General features: G+C 46.5%; 16 protein-coding genes. 2 read left to right on the top strand and 14 right to left on the bottom strand.

What is annotated here, in order from left to right; translation table 11 throughout:
- Positions 1-67 precede the first annotated feature (67 nt).
- Positions 68-478: a hypothetical protein gene (locus C7B65_RS08150; protein WP_143162025.1), complete on the top strand. Its 411-nt coding sequence runs from the start codon at positions 68-70 to the stop codon at positions 476-478.
- A 131-nt stretch (positions 479-609) separates the two neighbouring features.
- On the top strand, positions 610-1,143 hold the full coding sequence (locus tag C7B65_RS08145; protein WP_083582762.1) for a peptidoglycan-binding domain-containing protein: 534 nt from the start codon (positions 610-612) through the stop codon (positions 1,141-1,143).
- A gap of 331 nt (positions 1,144-1,474) precedes the next feature.
- Here the strand turns inward: C7B65_RS08145 and C7B65_RS29215 are convergent, their stop codons facing one another.
- The 14 genes from C7B65_RS29215 to C7B65_RS08075 form a co-directional block, all read right to left on the bottom strand.
- Positions 1,475-2,965 carry a response regulator gene (locus tag C7B65_RS29215; RefSeq protein WP_073070360.1) on the bottom strand — a complete coding sequence of 497 codons (1,491 nt, stop codon included), beginning with the start codon at positions 2,963-2,965 and terminating at the stop codon, positions 1,475-1,477.
- A gap of 195 nt (positions 2,966-3,160) precedes the next feature.
- A complete protein-coding gene (gene cheB / locus C7B65_RS08135) occupies positions 3,161-4,183 on the bottom strand; it encodes a chemotaxis response regulator protein-glutamate methylesterase (protein ID WP_106253972.1) in 1,023 nt (340 codons plus the stop codon).
- 2 nt (positions 4,184-4,185) lie between these two features.
- Entirely contained in the window at positions 4,186-7,170 is a 2,985-nt protein-coding gene (locus C7B65_RS08130; RefSeq protein WP_073070314.1) for a hybrid sensor histidine kinase/response regulator, read from the bottom strand.
- Positions 7,171-7,187: 17 nt separating this feature from the next.
- On the bottom strand, positions 7,188-7,859 hold the full coding sequence (locus C7B65_RS08125) for a chemotaxis protein CheW (protein ID WP_219898436.1): 672 nt from the start codon (positions 7,857-7,859) through the stop codon (positions 7,188-7,190).
- A gap of 12 nt (positions 7,860-7,871) precedes the next feature.
- Entirely contained in the window at positions 7,872-9,488 is a 1,617-nt protein-coding gene (locus tag C7B65_RS08120) for a methyl-accepting chemotaxis protein (RefSeq protein WP_073070312.1), read from the bottom strand.
- 323 nt (positions 9,489-9,811) lie between these two features.
- Positions 9,812-11,878, bottom strand: coding sequence for an FHA domain-containing protein (locus tag C7B65_RS08115; protein ID WP_073070311.1), 2,067 nt, complete (start codon positions 11,876-11,878; stop codon positions 9,812-9,814).
- A gap of 31 nt (positions 11,879-11,909) precedes the next feature.
- Entirely contained in the window at positions 11,910-14,021 is a 2,112-nt protein-coding gene (locus C7B65_RS08110) for a serine/threonine-protein kinase (RefSeq protein WP_073070310.1), read from the bottom strand.
- Between the two features lie 35 nt (positions 14,022-14,056).
- Positions 14,057-16,147 (bottom strand): GumC family protein, encoded by a 2,091-nt coding sequence (locus C7B65_RS08105; protein WP_073070309.1) that lies wholly within the window; start codon positions 16,145-16,147, stop codon positions 14,057-14,059.
- Between the two features lie 16 nt (positions 16,148-16,163).
- Entirely contained in the window at positions 16,164-17,372 is a 1,209-nt protein-coding gene (locus C7B65_RS08100; RefSeq protein WP_073070308.1) for a polysaccharide biosynthesis/export family protein, read from the bottom strand.
- 52 nt (positions 17,373-17,424) lie between these two features.
- A complete protein-coding gene (locus tag C7B65_RS08095; RefSeq protein WP_073070307.1) occupies positions 17,425-18,315 on the bottom strand; it encodes a hypothetical protein in 891 nt (296 codons plus the stop codon).
- Positions 18,316-18,363: 48 nt separating this feature from the next.
- A complete protein-coding gene (locus C7B65_RS08090; RefSeq protein WP_073070306.1) occupies positions 18,364-19,284 on the bottom strand; it encodes a coiled-coil domain-containing protein in 921 nt (306 codons plus the stop codon).
- Between the two features lie 128 nt (positions 19,285-19,412).
- Entirely contained in the window at positions 19,413-20,126 is a 714-nt protein-coding gene (locus tag C7B65_RS08085; protein ID WP_143162024.1) for a hypothetical protein, read from the bottom strand.
- A gap of 9 nt (positions 20,127-20,135) precedes the next feature.
- Positions 20,136-21,092, bottom strand: a complete 957-nt coding sequence (locus tag C7B65_RS08080; RefSeq protein ID WP_073070304.1) for a hypothetical protein — start codon at positions 21,090-21,092, stop codon at positions 20,136-20,138.
- Positions 21,093-21,155: 63 nt separating this feature from the next.
- Positions 21,156-22,139 carry a hypothetical protein gene (locus C7B65_RS08075; protein ID WP_073070303.1) on the bottom strand — a complete coding sequence of 328 codons (984 nt, stop codon included), beginning with the start codon at positions 22,137-22,139 and terminating at the stop codon, positions 21,156-21,158.
- Positions 22,140-22,163: the final 24 nt, after the last annotated feature.

The raw sequence follows: 22,163 nt of genomic DNA, 5'->3' as shown, positions 1-22,163 counted from the left end.
GTTCTCTAAAATCAGTCTAAGCCTCATTTTTCTCGGCTCATTGAATTGTGGAACAATCAGCGGCTCTTTGGCTCAAGCTGCACCCACAACCGCTACACCAGCCGCCAAGCCTAGTAATGTGCCTCCAGAAGCGGTGCTGAACAAATTTTACGGCTATTTGCAGCAATATAACCTGTGGCTAGGAGACGATCGCGGGGCTTGTTCTTATGAAATTGATCCAACGGGTGTCAAAAAAGACGGCACCGATCGCTTCTTTCTAGCCAAGATTTCTCGGGGTCGAGAAGGGACTGCCTGTCGAGGAGTGCTGGCATTTCAGATCATGCAGGTGGATTGCAAGACCAAAACTCTCTATCGGTTTGTGCGCGAACAGAAAGACGATATGCGGGTTGCGGGTTGGGAGCGTTATGAAACAACACTCAGTAATGGCACATCCAAAAATAAATCGGCTGAAGCTGTCAAGGCGATCTGTGCGCTGTAGCAATTTTTTATAACTCTGAGAAGCGAATCATGACACTTTTGATCACAGCAAGGATTGCTTGTAGCTTCTTGAGATTTGTCGTACTATTCTGGAAACTCCTTCCAACCTAGATAAAAGTTGCTTTTGGTGTGATGACTAATCCTGAATCTGTCAATTCTGATTCTGAAATTGACCCAGGCACCCCTCCGCCAACTTCTCAAGAAACCATCTTAGAACCAGAACTTCGCCCGTGGGATGTAGGCGAGGCGGTTGCAGTGCTGCAAGAGTTGCTCAACGCTCACGGATTTAGGCTCAGGGTAGACGGGGCCTTTAACAGCCGCACAGAAGAAGCGGTTAGAGCATATCAAATTGAACATCGGCTGAGGTTGGATTGCACTGTCGATGCCAAAACCTGGGCAATGTTAAAGAGTACTGTTCAACCGGGTACGCGTTTGCTGAGATCAGGTTTAAACGGTGCAGATGTTTATGAACTGCAAGGGTTACTCAATGTCAATGGCTACCGCGTTCAGCGCAACAGCGTTTTTGACGAGGAGACGCGAAAGGGCGTGATTGCGTTTCAACAAAAGCACAAGCTGAGAGCAGATGGCAAAGTCGGCACCATTACTTGGAATTTGCTGCGAGGAAAGCCCCTGCCACCACCGCCTAAACAAACCAACTGGATTTAAAGATTATCGATCGCATTTATGTAACCCATCATTAGACGATCGTAAGGCGGTTATCAATGGGGTTTAACAGAATCTTTTATAACGTCAGTTCGACGAGCTTTTTCACTTCGTTCTCAGCGGCTTCTGCCCCCTAAATCCCCCATTCTGGGGGACTTTGAAACCGGGAATCTTGGCTCAAAGTTCCCCATTGATGGAGGATTTAGGGAGCAGCCCGGATTTGCAACCACAGCGAAAAGCTTCATCGAATTCAGGTTTTTATAGATCGAACGATCGCGAGAGGACACGGCAGTGCCATATCCCTACGGGTCAATCAAACTGGTACGACATTCAATTATTTGTCGATAAACACCCACGCCTCATTCCAATCGTCGGGGATGCCTTGCTCTAGTAAAGATTCCACTCGCTCTAGATAGAGTTTTGCGGTCTTGTCGGCAGGGTGAACGGCTAACACTTGCTCAAAACAAAGCTTGGCATCGCCGATCGCTCGATCGCGATAACAATTAACGCCTCGATCAAAATCAGGTTGAGTTTGCAGTTTGAGCGATCGCACTTCTTCAACTTCAGCGTCTAAGACTTCGTAGACTGAGATCGCTTCATTTCGTCCTTTGACGATCGCGCGATCTAAAAAGCGTATCTGATAGCGATCAGGGTTGCTGAGATGCTCTAGGGTTTGACCCGAAATGATCATGGCAACGCCATAAAACTTGGTCAATCCTTCTAACCGCGAGGTCAAATTGACATTATCTGAAAACGCATCGCCCTGAATACGGTTTGCTTCGCCGACCATGCCTAACATCATCTGCCCGACGTGAATGCCAATGCCCACCTGCACGGGCAAATTGCCCCTCGCTTGGCGCTGCTGATTATATTCTTGCACCCGCTTTTGTTTGGCAACCCCCGCCGCCACCGCATCATCTGCCCCATCGGGAAACACCGCCATCATGCCGTCTCCCAAAAATTTGACGATGATGCCATAGTGATTGCGAATCTCTGGACTGACGCGCTTGAGATAGGCGTTCACAAAATCAAAGTTTTCGCGCGGGGTCATCGTTTCTGACATCGTGGTAAACGATCGGATGTCGCTAAACATCACTGCCATCACTTTGCTGACATAATCGCCCAACTGCACCTCGGTCACGCTGTCTTTGCGAAGAAACTTGAGATATTCACCTGGAAAAAATCGCGCAAAGGAATCATTTAATCGCTGCAATTCCTGTTCGCGATTTTTCACCGTCTTCACCATTTGAGTAAAGACCCGTGCCAGTTGTCCCAATTCGTCACTGCGATCGACAACATCACTCAAACTCTCAGACTCAAAGGTGTCTTGCTCGACCGTCACGGCAGCATGGGTCAATTTATCAACCTGTTGAATGTAGAGTGCCTGTCGCTGGTTTTCGTCGCGCAGCATCGCTTCGGCTTCTTGGCGCTTGAGCAGATTGGTGTAGGCTCTAGAGTGATAGCGAATGCGGGCGAGCAGCTCAACGCGATCGGGCAGCTTGACGAGATAGTCGTTTGCGCCCAGTTCAAACGCCTGGGCTTTGATCACAGGCTCTTCTTTGCTCGACAGCACGATTAGCGGAATCTGATAGGTGGGGGCATCGTGCGATCGTAAAAAGCGCACCAACAGCAGCCCATCCATTTGTGGCATTACCAGATCTTGCAAAATCACCGTGGGCTGGCACTCTCTAGCAATCTTGAGCGCTTGCGTCGGGTCACTGCAATAGTGAAAGGTGATATCCGGTTCAGTCTCCAGCATTCGCCGCACGGCTTCTGCGATCATCGATTGATCGTCAATCAGCAACACCGTGATCGAATCGTCCATGCCAAAAAACACCAGAGAACATTAAGGAACGTAGACACAAATTGCTTTAAGTTCAGATTGCTGGGGATTTGCCCCCTAAATCCCCCATTCTGGGGGACTTTGACCCAAAACTTTCAGTTTCAAAGTTCCCCAATTTTGGGGGATTTAGGGGGCAGAAGCCGCTCACAAGTTTTACAGACCCTTTAATCCATGATCCTAACGCCTAACCGTAGTCCGGTGCGTCAGTGTTGCCGCGATCGCTTCCGGGTTCAACACTTCAACCGCCGCGTTTAATTCAGCCGCCGCTTTGGGCATCCCATACACCGCGCAGCTTTCTTGATCTTGCGCGATCGTGTGCCAGCCCGCATCTCTCAGCAATCGCAGCCCTTCAGCCCCATCTCGCCCCATTCCAGTTAGCAAAACCGCCGTGCCTTGAGCCGCCCAATAGTGAGCCACACTTTTAAAAAATACATCGATCGACGGACGGTAAGGATAGTCGATCGGCTCTCTGACATAGTTGAGCGTCTGATTGGATTGCAGACAGAGATGATCGTTGGTGCAGGCAATTAAAACAACGCCTTTTTGGGGACGATCGCCTACCGCAGCTTTTTTGACGGTGAGGGGAGTTAGCTGATTGAGCCAGTCAACCATACCTCCAGCAAACTGAGCATCGACGTGCTGAACAATGACGATCGCGGCTTCAAAATCAGCAGGCAGCCGAGAAAGAATAGTCGAAAGGGCCTTGGGCCCGCCTGTTGAGGAACCGATCGCGATCAGGGGAAATAATGGACACGATTGCAGAGGAAGGGGAGGTCGCAGGGGAGTGGATAGAGGCGGATTGGGCTTGCCAGTGAGCTTAGAAATCATCGCAATCTTTCCGAGCAGGGCTAGGGCGGCTCCGGGCGTGCCTTGGTTGCCTAAAACAGGCGTGTTGACGGCATCGAGTGCGCCATAGCCCATCGCTTCAAACACTTTTGCAGAATTTTGCTCGATACTCACTGTCACAATCAAAATGGCACAGGGAGAGCGTTTCATAATCTGCCGAGTTGCCTCAACCCCATCCATCACAGGCATGATCAGATCCATTAAGATCAGGTCGGGCGTGTCTTTAGCGCATTTGGCAACCGCTTCTGCCCCATCTTTGGCGATCCAGACAATTTGGTGTTCGGCGATCGTCAACACGACTCGTCGAAGCGCTTCGATCGCGATAAACATATCGTTGACGATTGCGATTCTCATAGTCACTCACCGATCAAATCCATGACTGCCCGAATCAGCGTATCGTCATGAAAACTGCTTTTGGTTAGATAATAGTCTGCGCCTGCTTCTAATCCTTGCATACGATCGTCTTCTCGATCGCGATAAGACACCACAATTACCGGAATCGCACCCAGTCGGGGATGTCCTTTAATCGCTTTAATCAGTTCAATTCCGTTCATTCGTGGCATATCAATATCGCTGATTACCAAATCATAAGGAGACGATCGTACCGCATTCCAGCCTTCCATTCCATCGACTGCCACATCAACGAGATAGCCGCGATTTTGCAGCAGCTTCCGCTCCATTTCTCGAACTGTGATCGAGTCGTCTACTACCAGCACTCGCCTTGGCTCTTTGTGATGGGCAGATCCATTTAAGGTCAGGTCAGAATTCTCTTCGATGTGACTGATTTTGGCGATCGTACTCTCGTTGAGTAGGGTATTAGTGGATCGGACGAGATCAGACACATCGACAATCAGCACCAGCGATCCGTCTCCCATCAGGGCGGCTGCACTGATATCTTGCACTTTACCTAACCGAGCATCGAGCGGACGCACGACCAGTTCTCGTTCTCCAAGGCAGCGATCGACCACTAGCCCATAGGTGTTTGCCTGATCGCTAATTACCACGACCCAAAGCGGATCAGACAATGACGGAGGCGGTGGCAAATCGAGCACTTGATGGACTGGAATCAGACCAATGTTTTTTTGATCAAGTGTGAAATATTGACGCGTTTCGACCACTGAAATCTCGGCAGGCTTAACCGCTACAATTTGATCGATTCGAGCCAGAGGAAACGCATAGGTTTCGCCAGACACTTCGACGAGCAAAGTCCGCACGACGGAGAGCGTTAAGGGAAGCTGAAAGTAAAAACTGATGCCTTTTCCAGGCTGTGAAGTTGCCCGCACCGTGCCGCCTACTTCTTGCGCCATGTTCTTGGCAATGTCTAAACCCACGCCTCGACCAGAGAGTTCGGTGACTTGCTTTGACATTGAGAAGCCGGGTAGAAACAAAAACTCCATCAGTTCAGCGTCGGTAAGCTGGGTGGCAACGTCGGGTGTGACTAATTTTTTATCAACAATTTGTTGACGCAGCAGCATCGGCGCAATGCCTTTGCCATCATCGGCGATCGTAATCGCTAACATTCCGCCTCGGTGCATCGCCTCTAATCGAATTGTTCCTTCGGCGAGTTTGCCTGCTGCGACGCGATCTTCTGGCAGTTCTATGCCGTGATCCACTGCGTTTCGCAAAATGTGCGTGAGCGGGGCCTCTAGCTTTTTGAGAATGTCGCGATCGACCGAGGTGGATTTTCCAACAATCTCTAACTTGACTTGCTTGTTAGTGGTGCGGGCAAGATCTCGCACCATGCGCGGAAACCCTGGCATCCCATCCATAAACGGCCGCATATTTGAGGTGATCACTTCTCGATAGAGCCGATCGGAGAGATTTGTCGATCGCCGAATAAATTCTTCGAGTTCGATCAAGCGATCGTTGAGTAGTTTTCGGCATTCTTGATCCTGTTTGCGGGTCGCGTCGAGTAGCGTTTTAGCCGTTTGATCGATAGGATTCGCCAGAGCGTTTTGCTGCAACTGCTCTAGGTATTTAGAAAGCTTTAGCTGCTGAGATTTAAGCGCCCCAAGTGCATCTGCAAACGGCGGCAGCCAATTTGCCTCGATCAGCGATTCGCCCGCGAGTCCCATCATGCGGTTGAGATTGTCGGCGCTGACTCGCACGACGCGATCCTGAATCGTTGATGATTCAGTAGGGCTTGATTCTATCGGAGAGACACTGACTTCGGGAGTTGTCGTTTTCGGTACATCAGTAGCGTCTGAAGTCGGGGCGGCAGGCGTGGGCGCGATCGGTGCTTGTGGAATCACATTCGCCTCTAAAGGTTGAATGACAGCCGATGTCTCTGGGTTGCGAATCGCCTCGATCGTCGATCGCACCGATGCAAAGTCCAAGTCATGTTTTGTGAGCCAAGCGGGTAAATCGGCATCACTCACCTGACCGAGATTTTGCAGCAAATCAACGCCTCGCAGCAGCACATCAACGCGATCGCCATCGAGTCTAATCGTCTGACTTTGAGCCGCAACAAAGCAGTCTTCCATCGCGTGAGCAAGGTGAACTGCGGCATCTAAACCCACAATGCGAGCGGCCCCTTTGATCGAGTGAGCGGCTCGCATCAAGGCTTCTAATTCTTGAGCCGATCGGGGCTGAGTCTCTAACGCTAAAAGACCATTATTTAAGAGGGTCGCCTGTGCCTCAACTTCTAGCCGAAACAAATCCATCATCGAGCTATCTAACAGCAGAGATGGCGGATTGGGTTGGGGGTCATTGGGTGGTTTTAAGTCGGGCGTTTCGGGAGGGTTTGCCCTGATCTCTTTTGGGATAGTGTCGTGTACGCGGGAGTCTTTCGATCCGTCATTGCCGAGATCTTCGCCCCCTAAATCCCCCAAAATTGGGGGACTTTGAACTTTGGTTTCCCTGGGGGGGCTAGGAGGGCGAACCTGATGATCAGAGCTAGATTCGATGACTTCTGTGTGCCCCGTCCTTTGCTGGATGGGAGGAGGCATAGACTCTCCGTTACCTCCCACGATCGCCGTTTGCGTCTGGGCCAAATCTTCGGCGTGATCTGATAGCCAACGATCGATTTCTTCAGTCGCATCACTCATTTCTACTAGCAGATCTCCTGCGTGGAGGAGTTGCTCAATCAGCACATCGGACAAAGCAATCGAGTTAGCTTGCATCGCCATTAATCTGACTCGCATCGTTTCAGATAGCGTGGCGACGGCTGCGATTTCAACCAGTTGGGCCGAGCCAGTAATTGCATGGAGCGATCGAATTGCCGTATCCAATTCGCCACCTAACGAGGGCTGCTGCTTTAAAATCGACAGGCTTTGCTTGAGAGATTTGACCTGAGTCTCTACTTCTTGACGAAATAGATCCAGCATGGAGTAATCGCTCATAGGGTCTCCACGGCTCATCACAATAGGCTGCGCTCAAGTGTGTAAAACAACAGGTCAGCATCCAGATAATTCACCTTTTTGGTCTGCCAGTCAATAATCCCTTGGGTGTATGCCTGACTTGCTTGAGACACAACAACAGGCACTTCTTTTAACTCACTTGCCTGGACGCGATGAATGCGATGCACTTCATCGACTGGAAACACCCACTTGCGATCGTCGTGCCCCACTACTAACAGTCGATTGAGAGACGAAGAATCTGTCACCGATTTTAAGCCGAGAAACTGACTCAACGATATTGTCATCAAAATCTCGCCCCGAATGTTAATCAGCCCCAAAAACACGTCGTTGCTGCGATGAGGCAATCGGTGAATTGCACCAGGATGGGTGACTTCGTGGAGTACGCTCACGGGTAGGGCAAACTGTTCGTCTCCGAGACGAAACAGAATCACAGACAGCGGATCTGCTGACCCTTTTAAGACAGGGCGATCGTCCGAAGGATTGATCACTTCGTTTGCGGGTGTGGCGATCGCGGCCATCCACTCGTTGAGATAATCAAGCGGAATATCTCGCTCTAACAAACTGCGCCCTGCCGTCGAATAAACGGGACAGTTGCGGCAGTGAGTCACCGTTTCTAGCTGACTGCATGAGCGATCGCCCCAAACGCCGATTTGATTCCAGCAGTCGTTCATGAGCATGATCTGTCACACCTTGAATTGAGAGATTTCTCGCTGCAAGCCCTGGGCAGCGTCATCTAATTGAGTCAGGGCGTTGTTGGTTTCCTGGATTGATTGCACCGTTTGATAAGAGGCATCGCTGAGTTGTCCGATCGCCAAACTAATCTGCTCTGCCCCTCGATATTGTTCATCCATGCGTTGGCTGACAGCTCCAAACTGAGGCGTTAATCCTTGCACGTTTTGAATAAATCCAGCAATTTGCTGACTAATATCGCCGACATCATTCACATATTGTCCGACTTCTTTGCTAAATTTATCGACCTCCATCACGCCCGTAGACACCGATGATTGCATTTCTTTGACCATTTGTTCAATTTCGAGGGTGGCAACGGCTGACTGATCGGCAAGGCGACGAATTTCTCGGGCCACGACTGCAAACCCGGCTCCATATTCTCCGGCTTTTTCGGCTTCGATCGCCGCATTCAAAGACAACAAATTCGCTTGATCGGCAACTTTTGTAATCGTGGTCACGACTGTATTAATATTATTCGCTTTCTCATCCACCACAGTTAGCTTTGCTGAAATCGCGTTTGTCGCCAGCACTAAGTTTTGCATTGCTGATTGCATTTTATTCAGATTGGTTTGGCTATTAGAGGCCGCTTCGGTCGTGGTGTGAGCCGTTGCCGCTACGCCATCCATTGATTTTGCCAACTCGCCTGCCGTTGATGCAATTTGTCGAGACGTAGCATTCACTTCGTGCATTGAGGCAACTTGCTCATTGACTGTGGCTTCAAGCTGTCTCCCTGCCGCCGCGATCTGAGTGGTAGACGTGCTGATCTGAATGCCAGATTTTTGGGCTTGGGTGATTAAAGCACTCAAACTTTTGGTCATATTTTGAAACGCCGTCATCAGTTTTTCGATTTCGGTGTTATTTCTGGTGCATTCGAGTGATTGGGTCAGATCTCCATCGGCGACCTTTTGCGCCACTGCTGAAACTCGGTTAAGCGGACGGGTAATCTGACGATTTAGAATCACGCCAATTAAAGCCAGGAGCAAAATCCCTAATGGCATTCCATAGAGAACGCTATTGAGGGTGCGGCGGGCAGAGTTTTCGGCGATCTGCGATCGGGTCCGCAATAAATCGCGCTCTCCAGCTTTCATCCGCGATACAGTGTCGCGAATCTGATCCATCAACCGCTTGCCCTCACCATCTTGAACCACTTTTAGTGCGGCATCAGATTTGTTGGCTTGTTTAAGACGAATGGTGTTGTCAAGCTCGGCTAGCTTTTGGCCGACGAGAGAATCTAGGGTCTGAACATAACTCTGTTGACCTGGATTATCTTGGACTAAACGCTTGAATTCATCAAGTCTTGCTCTAAGCGCAGTTCGCGCTTGATTGTAGGGCCTGAGATAGCGATTGTCGCTAGTCAGCAAATAGCCTCGTTGCCCCGTTTCTGCATCTTTAACCAACGAAAGAATGTCTTCTACCTGACTTAACACCTGATAGGTTTGCTTTTCTTGACGAGCGGTTGAAATGACTTGCTCTGTCCCTCGATAAGAAATGATGCCGATCGTGGTAAAGATCGCTAACCCCAGTGCAAAGCCCGTAGCAATTTTAGTACTAATTTTCCAGCGATTTAACATATTCAAACAGCCCACCAAGACCCATTTCTAGAGTAGCGTAGCGACGTTCCTATCAGCCGTCTGATAATTCCATTCCTCGTCAAATCAGTAGTCTGGATAGTTTTTGAACGGTTTCACGAGCTTTCAGGGCTTGCAGCTTCAGGAGTGCAACGTTTGGCTAATTGATTGCATTAGGGCTTATTCAACTGATGATTCCTTCGACTATCCCGATCGCATAAAGCCAACATCCTGATTTTGCACGGTTGCTTTGAGAATTAACGCTTTGACACCGGGGACGATCGACAGCAATAGCAATAGGGATTATGCCAGAGCTTAGTTGAAAATTAGCTGCTCGACTGAAGCCTTTGGAATTTGTCTTTGATTTTTTGAAAATCTCTCAGTTTTCTCTCTAATCTCCTAGTTTGATCCTGGCAGTCTCTTAGATAGCTTTTAGTATCTACCTGACTGTCTTTTGTTTCGGAAGAGTTTTTGTTCGTGATATCCAAGGAAGATTTAAGGCTCTGATCAAACACGTCAATTTCTTCTTTTAACTGGGATTCTAATCTTTGAGTTATCCTCTCAACAAAGCGATTTTTGACTACCTTGTAATAGTAATTCTTTAAGTCTTGTCTAATTTTCTCTGCTGACTTATGGATGTCAAAGTCTCTATTTTTTTGATAATCTTTGTATAATTTATATGTCAACCAAGCAATAAAACCAAAGACAAAAATAGACAAAAAGAAAGAGCTAGAGATCTGTTTGTTGATGATTCTGATAATAATGGTTCTGCTGAAACCGAGAAAGCTGAAGAGAAATAGAATACCCATGACTTGAAAAACAGAACCTCTAATTTTCTTGATAAAATAAATCCAAGCTGGCTCTGCCTGATATTCAATTCTGACAGGTATTCTTCTTAGAGAAGCTTGAAAAACTCCTTCAACCTCAAGTCTGGGCCTAATTTTCGCAGTGCAGTTTTTGTTGCTGTTTGCACAGGCTGTTTTCAGCAGTCTATTTGAGCTTCTGACTAAGCTTTCCAAACCGCCGTTACCATATTCCTTACGAATCTTTCTCCATTCTTCATCAGCCCATTTGAACAGTTCATTTTCACAAAATTGGACAATGAAGTCATTCACGTTTGACTCAAACCCTTTAGCTTTTAGTTCTAAATATTTCTTACCTTCTTGCTTAAATACTTGCGCTTCTAGGTCATCCACAAGTTCCTGAATTTTCTGTAGAATACTGTCTGATAATGAATCATCTAGTAAATCTTGTTTTGCTTGGCTGACTGAAGAATTGATCGCTTTTAACAAGTCCATCTTTTGCTCATTAATTGCTTTTAACAGTAAGGATACGGCTTCAATACTTTTTCTATTTCCGGGTGATTGTTGAGCTTCAATTTCCTCAATCTCTTGTTTGAGTTTTTCTTTTTTTTTGAGAAGAATCTGATTAACTTCAGTAATGATTAAGTTGATTTGAAATAAGATGCGTTGAAGCTTAAAACTGCCTTGCTTTTCACTGATGAAAGTCAACTGCTGATTTAGATCCGCCAAACTTATAGGAGAATCCTCTTGTTGAGTAATCTGAAAAACCTCGATCGAGCCATGCACCAAAGTGATCGAAAACACCTCAAGTCTAGTATTAGCACTGGCTAAATCTAACAATTTTTCTGCTTCTAAACTTTCACGTTTAGAATCTGCAACGAGAAATAGAACATCGCAGTTTACTAATCTTCTATAGGGGTTATGGTCAGCCTCTGTCGAAACTTTATTTGAGATAGACGGACACGCAAATATAAGTTGGGGACTCTTGGAGCTTAGAAGTTTGTCCCCTAAGACTAGACGATCGCCAGATTTTAGAATGCGACTACCAACAAGCGGTTCACCATTAATATAGGTGCCGTTCTTACACTCAGCACAATTTTGGACTTGCCACTGATCGGGAGAAACTTGATCGTTTGTTGAGTAACCATGCACCTCCAGATGCCGCCCACTCACACAAGTGTAGTGATCGGGAATGTAGATATCACACTCAGGTTTACGTCCAATCACCGCTTCTTTTAATGAAAGCGTGTAACGAGTCTGTCTAACCTCGTCTTCTAGTGGTTGCAGCACCAAAAAGGCTGGATGCACAGACTTCTGTTCTTGTAACGATCGATTTGGCAATTCCTGAAACCGAAACTGATACTTCTGCTCTAGATCTTGGTTAGGGTTTAGGAGATGATAAAACGAGTTTGCTAAGTCTCGATCGCCACTCAAAAGATGGACAACTAGCTTTTCTGAACCTAAATCATGGACAATTTGATCTAAATCTTGACTAATCTGTTGAAAGAACTGATCTTTATCAAGATCGTCGGCAATTAGCTGTTTTAGTTCGTGGATATGAGTTAATAGCTGGCTGTTCTTGGTTACCATACGTCAAATCCTTAATTCAAAAAATCAGCATTTACTTTAAGGTATAAATCACAATGTTGCCTTCTCTGTCACCAACGGCCAGCACTTGACCCTCTGGACTAAACGCCAGTGCAGTAACTTCTGTTAAATGATTTGAGGATCTGGCGATCGCTTTACCTGTCTGCCAGTTCCAAATTTTAACTGTGCCGTAAGCGCCGCCTCCAGCCACTATTTTTGCAGCGGGACTACTTGCGATCGCCTTCACCCCACCCAAATCTGCCTGTATGGTAGGCAATATATGTTCACTCAGCGCATATAGATTCCAGATGCGAATTGTATCGTCTTCGCTACCCGTGAATAGAAGTGCACCGTTGACATCAATTGCAACAGCATTGACGGCGTTTGAGTGTTTATGGAAGCTTTGTGATTTGTTAGATGCGAGATGAGAAATTTTGACAGTGCCATCAGCGCTTCCTCTAGCAAGAACGTCAGCAGCAGGATTAAATGTGATTGACTGAGAACGCTCATCTGGAAGTTGCTTCGTTTCCGATAGCTTTGGCTGAATCTTCCACAGCTTAATCTTGCCCACTACCCCAGCCGCTAAATCACTATATTGGCTCAGTGCAAGTGACCAAACAAGCTGTTGAGTTGGAATTTGGTTCATCTTTTTATGATGTTTCAAGTCCCAAAGTTCAATCAACTTACCTTCGGTGGCAATCGCTAAAGTGTTTCCATTAGCACTACTAGACATTGCCAAAATCTGACTTTGAGTTTGAGTGAGAGTCGTGGTTGACGAATTCTGTATGTCTCGCAGTTTGACTAAACCTGCTTCACTGCCAGAAATTAGGGTCTTGCGATCGGGTGCGAATGCTAAGAATTTTATTGCTGATGAGTGTTCTTTAAAGTTACTCTTTTCCTCGAAAATAGCTGACGTTTCTTGACTATTGACAGTTTCACTGCTGGTTGTGTTGGAGAGATGGGCAGATTTATGAATGTGATTAAGAATCAGAACAAGCGGCAGCCCGACAACCGTAAAAATTAAAGAGCCAGATATAATCAGAAATTTCTTTCTTAGCCACTGGCGAGTCGTATCCACTACTTTTTTAGGCTGTGGCGCTCTCTGTTTATCTTTAAGGCACTCAATCAATTCTAGTGATAACTCTCTGGAGTTCAGTTTCTTCTTCAGTGGAGGCGCTGAAGTTTTGAGAATGGGACTCGCTTCCGACGGTTGTTCAAAATCTCCTGAACCTAAAGAGGAATCTGTAAAACTGTCCGCTCTCAACTCTGTAGGCGTGTAAGTGTGTAAATTGTGAGACGTAGTAATCTCTGTTGGCGTGTAGTTGTTGGGGGAGCTAGTGGCAATGTGTTCTAGATCTCGCAACACACAATTAGCAGTCGGATACCGATCTTGAGAGTTAATACAGACCATCTTATCCAGAATAGATTTGAACTCAGGACAAATTCTTAAGCTTTCAGACCAGTTAATTTTTTGAGTTTTAGTCTTTCTAAGCTGTATGAAAGATTTGGACGTGGCTTTAGTTAATGCCTCAATGCAAGTCATTCCTAATGCATAGATGTCGCTGCTTGGCTCTGGAATTCCAGCGAGTTGTTCTGGGGGACTGTATCCACGGCTGTGAATGATTGTGGATGATGGCTGTTGACGATCACAGCAAGATTGTTTAACGGCTCCAAAATCAATTAAAAACAGCGTTTGATCTGAAGCTCTACGGACAATATTTTCGGGTTTAATATCGCGATGAATGATTTTTTGAGAATGAATAAACGCTATAATCCGCAGAATTTCTTGCAGAAATAGAATTGCTTGGCTTTCATCCCAAGACTGCTGACTGTCTAACTCTTCTCTTAACGTTTTTCCTTCAATATACTCTTGAACCAAGTAGAATTCTTGATCTTCCTTAAAGTAGTCCAAGATTTGAGGAATTCGCTCATGACTTCCAATTTTATGTAGGGTTTTCGCCTCGCGATCGAACAGCATCTTTGCTGCCTTAACCGATTCGGGATCAGTGCTTTGCGGCTTTAGTTGTTTAACCACACACACAGGCTCACCTGGCAGTTTCAAGTTTTGAGCCAGGTAGGTTTGTCCAAAGGCTCCGGCTCCCAGCGGTTTGATAATTCTGTAGTGATGAATGATTTTGTTCTGCATTTCCACAGTCACCTCAGAATCAAGTTTTTCGCAATCTACAGCGATAGCAAGTGGGCATGTTTATTTGAGTTTGCGACATTGTTCATGACCACGCCAAGCAGTTTGATGTCGCTAAATTCTGTTAATTTTTCAATCACAACCTTGAAGCTACGGCGATCGGTGTAACTGGGTCGAGTCATCAAAACTAGCCCATCGGTGAGGGGTTCAATCAACAGCGCATCACTAAAACGGAGAGCGGTTGCGTCGATCACTACAAACTCAAATTCATCTCGCGCCAGCTTTAACAACTCCTGCATCTGGCTAGAGTCTAAGACCTCTGTCACCTGTTCTACACAGCCTGAACTGGGTAAAACAAATAAGTTCTTAATGTGGGGCACTGGCTGAACGCTTTCAATCTGCATACCTTCGGGTAGAGAACCTAATTCCTCACTCTGATAGGTAGGAACTCCTAACATCTGCACCTGCGAAGATGTTCGCAAATCTGCTTCAATCAACAGAGTTTTCTTTCCCGCTCTGGCTGACGCGATCGCCAGGTTGTAGGCAGCGATCGTTTTGCCTTCACCTTTGCGAGTGCTAGACAGCACAACCATTTTGAGTGGCTGATTTTGGCTATGACGATGTAGACTACTCCGAAGCAACTCGTAAGCGTCTAGATCAGGCGAGTCTGTCTTGATTAAAACTGGAAATTTTTGCTCGGCTTGCTTGGAAAGATGCGGTAAAACTCCTAAAAATGGCACCCGTTGTTGCAGAATTGCTTGAACTTCTTCAGGAATCAAAAGTCTGCCTCCCAGTATATCTAGTAGTAGTACTGTAGTGCCAGCAATCAGGACTCCTAACACGCCTCCTGCCAGCAGAATGACAGGACGATTCAACAACCCATTGGATATCTCTTTAACCTGCGGTGTGCCCTCACTCGCCCAATCGCTTCTGGTTTCTGCCTTCTTTAGTTCAGCCGCCGCCAATTGCTTTTCTGTCTGATCAAAGGTTTCTCGATAGCGAGCGACTTCTTTTGTCAGTTTTTCCTGCTCTAGTTTCAGTTCTGTCCCGTCCTGATAATTTTGCCGTAGCTCAGGTTCAGATCGACTGAGAATGCCTAACTCTTGAGCTAAACGATCGCGCTGAGTTTGCAAATTCACCAGCTTATTGGCCAAATCTTGTCGTGCCTTGTCCAGGTTACTAACTCTGCGAAGAGCAACCATTTGAACTGGAGAACTCCCCCTGTTGGCACCTGCAATCTCTGCAACTCTCCGCTGAAGTTGAGTTTCATTGACTTGCTGTTGATACTGTAAGGCGATGATGTCTGGGTGTTTGGGCTGTAGTTCGCGACGCTGTACTTCAACTTGTGATTTGATGTCAGCAATTTTTGTGGTGAGGTTGGCGATCGTCGGATCAGCACTCAGCGCCGATGCAACATAGGCTTGCTGTGGAGTCATTCCGAGTTGATTTTGGAGACTGGCAATTTCGGCATTTGTTCCTTCAAGCTGTTGACGAAATTGGCGCTGTTGCTGTTGAATCGTCGTGATTGCAGAGACCAAACTACCGTCTACGGCTGCTTGAATCGCGGGCTTCTCCCGTCTGCCAAACTCTCTCAACTTCTCTTCAGCAACTCGAAGATTATTTCTCAACAATGCCTTGCGTTTTTCTAGTAGTTTAAGAGAGGCTTCAACCTCCTTGCGTTTGTGTGCAAGGCTTTGATTGCTCACTGTGTTGACAAACGATTCAACAACGAGTTTTGCCTGCTCTGCGTTGCTATCTTGAGACTGAATCAAAATCCGATTTTCTTGCTTGGGATCTTTCTCTAACTTGATGCGATTCCGAAGCTCGTTGGGCACGATCGACTGATGTTTTGCCTCCAACGTGTCAGAAGTTTGTTGCAGTAGCTGATCGGAGATTAATGACTCAATACCAGGCACAGAATTCTGCGCGACTGCTTGAGTTCCGGTTGCTGGAGCTGCTTCAACAATAGGCTTATAGAGTAATTTTCCCTGAGCGAGATGAGTGGTTTCAGGCAGCCGCGTCGTCGCAACTCCAGCAATCGCTGAAATGCAAGCAAAGGAAGTAAGTCCTGCCCACTTATACTGATTCAATGCGGCGAGGTAGCGCTTCAGAAACAGATGAACTTTCATAGATTTATCCCTGATTTCAACGGTCTTCTTTTTCAGAGCCAAACACTTTGTTAACACCATTGCTTGCGGTGTCAAAGAACAGCAGAAATCCTAAAGTATCTTTGAAGGGTTGCGTTACTTGATTGAGAAAATAATTGATTTTGGAAATCAGGTTGCGATTGATCACAATCACGTCATTATTTTCCAATATTGGATTCTGGGAGGAATCGCCCTTCAAAGCATCTCTAGCGTTGATTTTGATTTCGATCGCTCTCCCTTGCGCTTGATCAAATCGAACCAAACTTACCTTTTTCAAGTTGGTATCTTTGAGGTTTGGCTTAATCGAGGTTAGTGCATCCACAAAATCGCTGCCGTTGGGCAAACGGACTCGATTCACACCGCTGGAATAATCTAAAACCCGAATGGTAATTTCTTTTTGTGCCACATTGACACCCGCAATTAAGTTGCGATCGTACTCGTTTGCTTTCTCAGGAGCTAAGGCGGAGATTGCAACTACATCGCCATCGACTAACCGCAAATCGGGTAATTCGCTGCCTTTGAGCAGTGGCGTGTAGAGGTCAATTTGCTGCTCTTGTGATGACTTGTTCCCCGATCGTCGTCGCACCTGCACTGTCCTCAAATCAGCAAGGCGAGTCGTGCCACCTGCTTCAATTAAGGCAGCCGGAAGTCGAGGATCTTGTAAAGGATAAAATCCAGGCTTCACAACTTCACCCGTGACCATGACTTTGACGGGTCTAGTACTTGCTAAAACTAATCCAACTTGAGGATTCACCAAATACTCAGCTAAACTAGTCCGAATCTTTTCCTGAGCTTGTTCCAGGGTCAGATCTTTTAGAGACAGGACTCCGATTAAGGGCACTGAAATATTACCAGCCCAATCTAATGTTGCATTAAAGTTGTAGTCTTTCCCACGGGGTGAAACGTTAGCAGAAATAGCGTCTCCGGGGCCTAAACGATAAGTACTAAATTCTGCCTGCTCTGAAGGGTTTGAGTCGGTGCGATCGCCAAACTCCTGCCTTAGTTTCCTGAGTAGGTCTGAAGTCCGAAGGTAGTCAGGAGCCGTGATCTCAATGGGTTTGTTTTCTGACTGTTCTTGACTAACTGCGGATAGAGTGAAACTTGTTGCACTCAGTCCCCACAGAAGGCAGGAGAAGGGCAAAATCCGAAGTAGCGCTTGAGCGTCTACAATAGGCGAGTGAAGGTGGCGAAAAATTGTGTTGTTCATGATGGCAACCCTTTAGCGATCGAGGTGAAGTCATTTTTGCGATCGACAAACGCTAAAGTTTTTCCAGCGATTCCTTAGCGTCTGATAGCAACTGAATCGCTGTTTTACAACCGTCATTGGTTAATTCTGTACCGTCTACTACTGTGCGACCTGCATCAACCACGCTGGAACTGGCAGTCTCAACGGCAGTGTTTAGCTTACCCATGAGTTCTTCTAGCTGTTGGGCATTGTCTTCAAGCTGATCGAACAGAGTTTCCTGTCCCTGTCCTACCTGCTCCATCAATCCTTGAATTGACTGTTCAACGCCATCTCCTACTGCTTGAATTTGATCGTTAAACTGATCAACGATGCTATCTAAATGATCGGTTAAACCAGTAGCACTGCTGGTAATTGCCGGAACAGCTTGATCTGAAATGAACCCTTCAAAAGATTCGGTCTGTTGATTGAGTTCAGCTTGAAATCCTTGCAGGTCGCCATTAACTGTTTGAAGCTCTTGCAGGGTTTGTGTCACTGCCTGTTCTAGCTCGGTGCCAATGTCTTTCTCGTCTAAATGGTTGAGTGCGCTCTCAGCTTCTTGCAAGTCTCCTTCTAACTCAGGAGTTAGTTCATTTAATTTGTCATCAACGGCAGCGATCGCTCCTTTCGTATCTTCCAACTCCTGCACTAACTCCTGCTGCACGGTATCAATCTTTTGCTTGAGTTGGGCGATCGTTTGTTCGACAGAATCTGCCTCAGCCGTTAGTTCACTCTTGCTGGTGGTGACTTGTTCTAGAAGTGACTGTGCCTGATCGCTAAATTTAGTCCAAGCTTCTTCAAGCTGCTGTTTGAAGTTTGTTAGTTCTGTTTTTGTGGTTTGCAACTGAGTGTGAGTTTGATCTACTTCATCGAGTAAAACAGACAACTTCCCGGTTGTTTCCGCTGCCGCACTTTGAAAATCTGCCATCGACTTATCTCCTAATCACTAATAGGGTTTTCGCCTCTAACTCAAACTCTATGCCCACGGAAGCGCAAGTTTGTCTGCCAATTCACGAGCATCATCGACACCCTTTTTCAGCGGTTCAATGAGTTCTTTGAGTTCGTCAAACTGAGCATCTAACTCCTCGCGCTTTGAGGAGATTTCTCCCTCAACATCCGATAGATCATCACTTAAGCCGCGAATGGCTTCTACAACGGGGTCGATCGCGCTTTCAACAGTTGATTGCAAGGTTTCAACGTCCTGTTTAGCGGTGTCTAACAATCCGTCGAGTTGTGTCCTCACCGCTTTGTCCTGAATATCAGTCAGTTGAGTATTCAGTTCTTCAATGTCGGTGAAAGCATCTACTACTTCCTGAACTTTACTGTCTACTTCTTTCTGTGCCTGATCGAGTTCATCGGTAAGCTGATTAACTTGACTGGTGAGCGTAGTCTTTGCGGTTTCGATACCCTGTTGAACTTCCTGGATTTCTTGGGCGATCGCATCCACTACACCATCTAACTGTTCTTGGCTAGATTGCACTTTGCCGTGTGCCTGACTCAGCATCGTTACAGCATTTTGCCCCGCTGTTCCAATCGAATTTTGCCCCTCTTCTAGATTACCTTTGAGTTCTGTCAGCTTTCCTTGCGCTTCTTGAAGCTCTGTCGCTAACTCATCCTGTGCGGTTGAAACTTCACTCTTCAAAGATTCAAATTCACCGTCTAACGATGACACTTCTTCGGTGAGTTGCGATCGCTGATTCGACAGTTCTGTATGCAAACCATCTAACGCCGTTTCAACCTGACTCAGCAAATCTGCTACTTTGTCGTTCATATCATCCAGATGGGTTTCTAGTCCATCTACTTCTTCCTGAACTGCCGATAGTTCCTGAACCAAGAGATTCATTTTCTCTGGCACATCTGTGGCTAGTTGTTCTAACGAACTGGTTGTATCACTCATATTTGACTACCTTACTTTGACTTCTGGACGGAAAGATTCTTGTTCTGAAATGAAACCGTCGTGTTCTAAACTTGATAGCTCGCCTTCTGACACGGAAGATTTTCAATAAAGTGGGCACTGCCACCCTACTAGCTCAAGTGAAGCTCGCGTTCTGCCTGGATTCGACGTTCCTGATGCTGAGGATTATCCTCATCAAATGGATCTTCCTGAAGAATCACCATAGTTCCTCCGTGCAAATCATATTTTTCTACGCAGGTGTGTAAGTTTGTAAATCGTTCGTGCCCTAGAAGCTCAATCATTTGTGGTCCAAAGTAAGTGAGCCACTCCATCTCAATTGGGTAAGATCTAAAGTTAGCTGTCCTGAGATACTTAGGATGTTTTGATCGATGAATGGATTTACGATCGTAGATAGAGGCATGATCAGCTTGAAAAACTGAGATAAGCTCAGAAAACAATTTCTTGAGATTTGAAAGCGTAAGAGCCTCAGACTGTAAATGTTCGCTTGAAAACCTTAAGTTAATAACATTGGGTGTAGGGGATTGTACTAAGTTAATAGTGCTAGAAAACTCAATATTATTTTCTCCACGCAATTCAGCAATAACAAGGGTTTGATCATCATCAAGCTGCTCTACTTTTTGTGCATCCGGCATCCTGACAAGTTCTTTAGATACAGATGCAATATTAAATTGATCGGCAGAGTTTATCGGGATAGTACTATCATTTCCGGTGTAAAGTACTGCTGGAAAAATCAATCTGTCTACCTCAGGGCAAGCTAGTACTGAATGGACTATATCCACCTTCTGAGGGCAAAAGGAAAGGATTCTGACAACGTAATCAACCATTTTTTCCACCTACTCTTCCTCAGGGTAATACTCAACGGTAATGAGCTTATCATCTATACTTTTTTCCTTAAACTTAGCCTGTAGTGCCTGCTGTGCTTCTTTAGTAGACACACGCCACTCTATTCGTATCTTTTCATGGTCAATACCACTGTTCGCCATTGCTAAAATTTGCTTTTGTGCTTGCGCTACACTTCCTTGCGGGTAGTTTGCGTAGTAGCCACTGTCACCTGCATACTTAGCGTCTAGAAGCGTTATTTTACCATTTGGTCCATACTCTACCCAATCAAACTCTGTATCCCCCATTCCAAAGTTAGGATTGTCTTTGTCAGATCTTCCGGAGTTAGGATTGTCTAGGTAAACAACCAAACCTGTGTCATTGCCATTAACTTTTGCATCGTATTCTCTAGCTTTGGTGTTGCTGGGGTTCGTAGGCGTTTGATCGCGAGATTCTCCATAATGTGATGTCGGTAGCCCCGGCACTCGATCACCTATTACTGGTACTGGTACTGGATCTCCAGTTCGTGGTGCTGGTATTGCGCCCTCAGAATTTTCATCTCCAGTCCCAAACCCTCTGCCTTCAAGTAAATCTTCAATCTCTTCTCCAAGCTCACCTCCAAGTGCTCTTCCACCTTCACTTCCAACTATGTGTCCAACACCTCCTAAAATAATTCCTCCAGCAACCGCTGCAACTGGTCCAATGAGTCCGCCGAGAGCGACACCTCCTCTAGTACCCAGTGATCCACCTAATGCACCACCGAGAACTTCCCCAAAAAGTCCTCCGACATCGCGACCATCACCCCAATCAAAGTCACCTTGAACAATATCAATGAGTGTGTCAGGCAATCCTTCTTGTGGAGGTTCTGGTTGGGGTTCAGACATCCCACGGGCTTCTGCCAACAGGTCACTTGCCCTCTGTCGATCGCCCCTCGCTGCATCAATACGAGCTATTAAATCTGCTGCACTCATGATGGTTTACTGAAATAGACAACATTGAACTGGCACGATCGCTACTCAATCCACAACGATCGCTTAACCAACCATCTCTTTAACCATTTCATCAGCAGCCACCAAAACATTTCCAGCCGTAACGATGTCATGAACGATCGGTTTGATCTCATTTGCGACAGACAAGCCATCCTCAAATGAAGTATTAGCTTCGTTCACTTCGCTGATCAGTTCATCAGTTGCACTGTCTACAACATCATTCACAGCTTCTTCAATCCTGGTTTTATACTCGTTCTCGCACTCATCCGCCAAGTCAGAAATCACCTCTGAAACATCCTGTTCGTACTGATCGGCTAAATCTTCGGCTTCCTTACTAAACGTTTCAAACTGTTCTCTCAGGCTGGTTTCGCAACTATCAGCCGTCGTTTGAATTTCGCTGGTTTGCTCTTGACGCAGATCTTCACTGAGTTCACTGAAACCTGTTTCAATTTCCTCCCGATGAGTCTCAGTAATGTCAGTGATCAATTCGTCCAAATCGCTGTCCAGTTCGGATAGTGGCTCAACTTGCTGCTGAAACTCTGAAAGCCCTTGATCTAGGGTTTGAAACGCCTGCCGTGTCTCCTCGATCGATTGGGTCAGCGACTCCTCTAGTTGACTAATCGCATCTGCTGTCTGAGCCAGTGCTTGCTCAACTTCGGCGGCTTCTGCCTCAAATTCTGGGATGGCATTTGCCACTTCTTGAAACCCGTCCTGAAGTTCGGCGATCGCCCCCCCACCTTCCTCCAATCCATTTGTAGCTTCCGTCACCGCCTGTTGCCACTCACCCAACTCCTGAATGACTTCCGACTCCGCCCCTTCTAGCGTGTCTTCTGCCTGCTGCAAACTCTGCTCTAGCGCATCTAGATGAGCTTCGATTTCATTCCCCTGACTCAGAGCATCGCTTTCCGATTCCACCTCCGAACATGCATCCTTTAACTGTGTGCTGACTTGCTCAAGCACACCCGACAATCGCTCCAAACTCTCAGTAGTCTCCTCAACATTTTGATTAAGCTCTACAACTTCTGACATAGTTCATCTCCGTTTAAGCTGAAT

Source organism: Phormidesmis priestleyi ULC007, assembly GCF_003003695.1.
Taxonomy (GTDB): Bacteria; Cyanobacteriota; Cyanobacteriia; order Leptolyngbyales; family Leptolyngbyaceae; genus Phormidesmis_A; species Phormidesmis_A priestleyi_A.
Note: the sequence above shows the minus strand (reverse complement) of the source record. Positions and strands in the feature narration are given on the sequence as shown.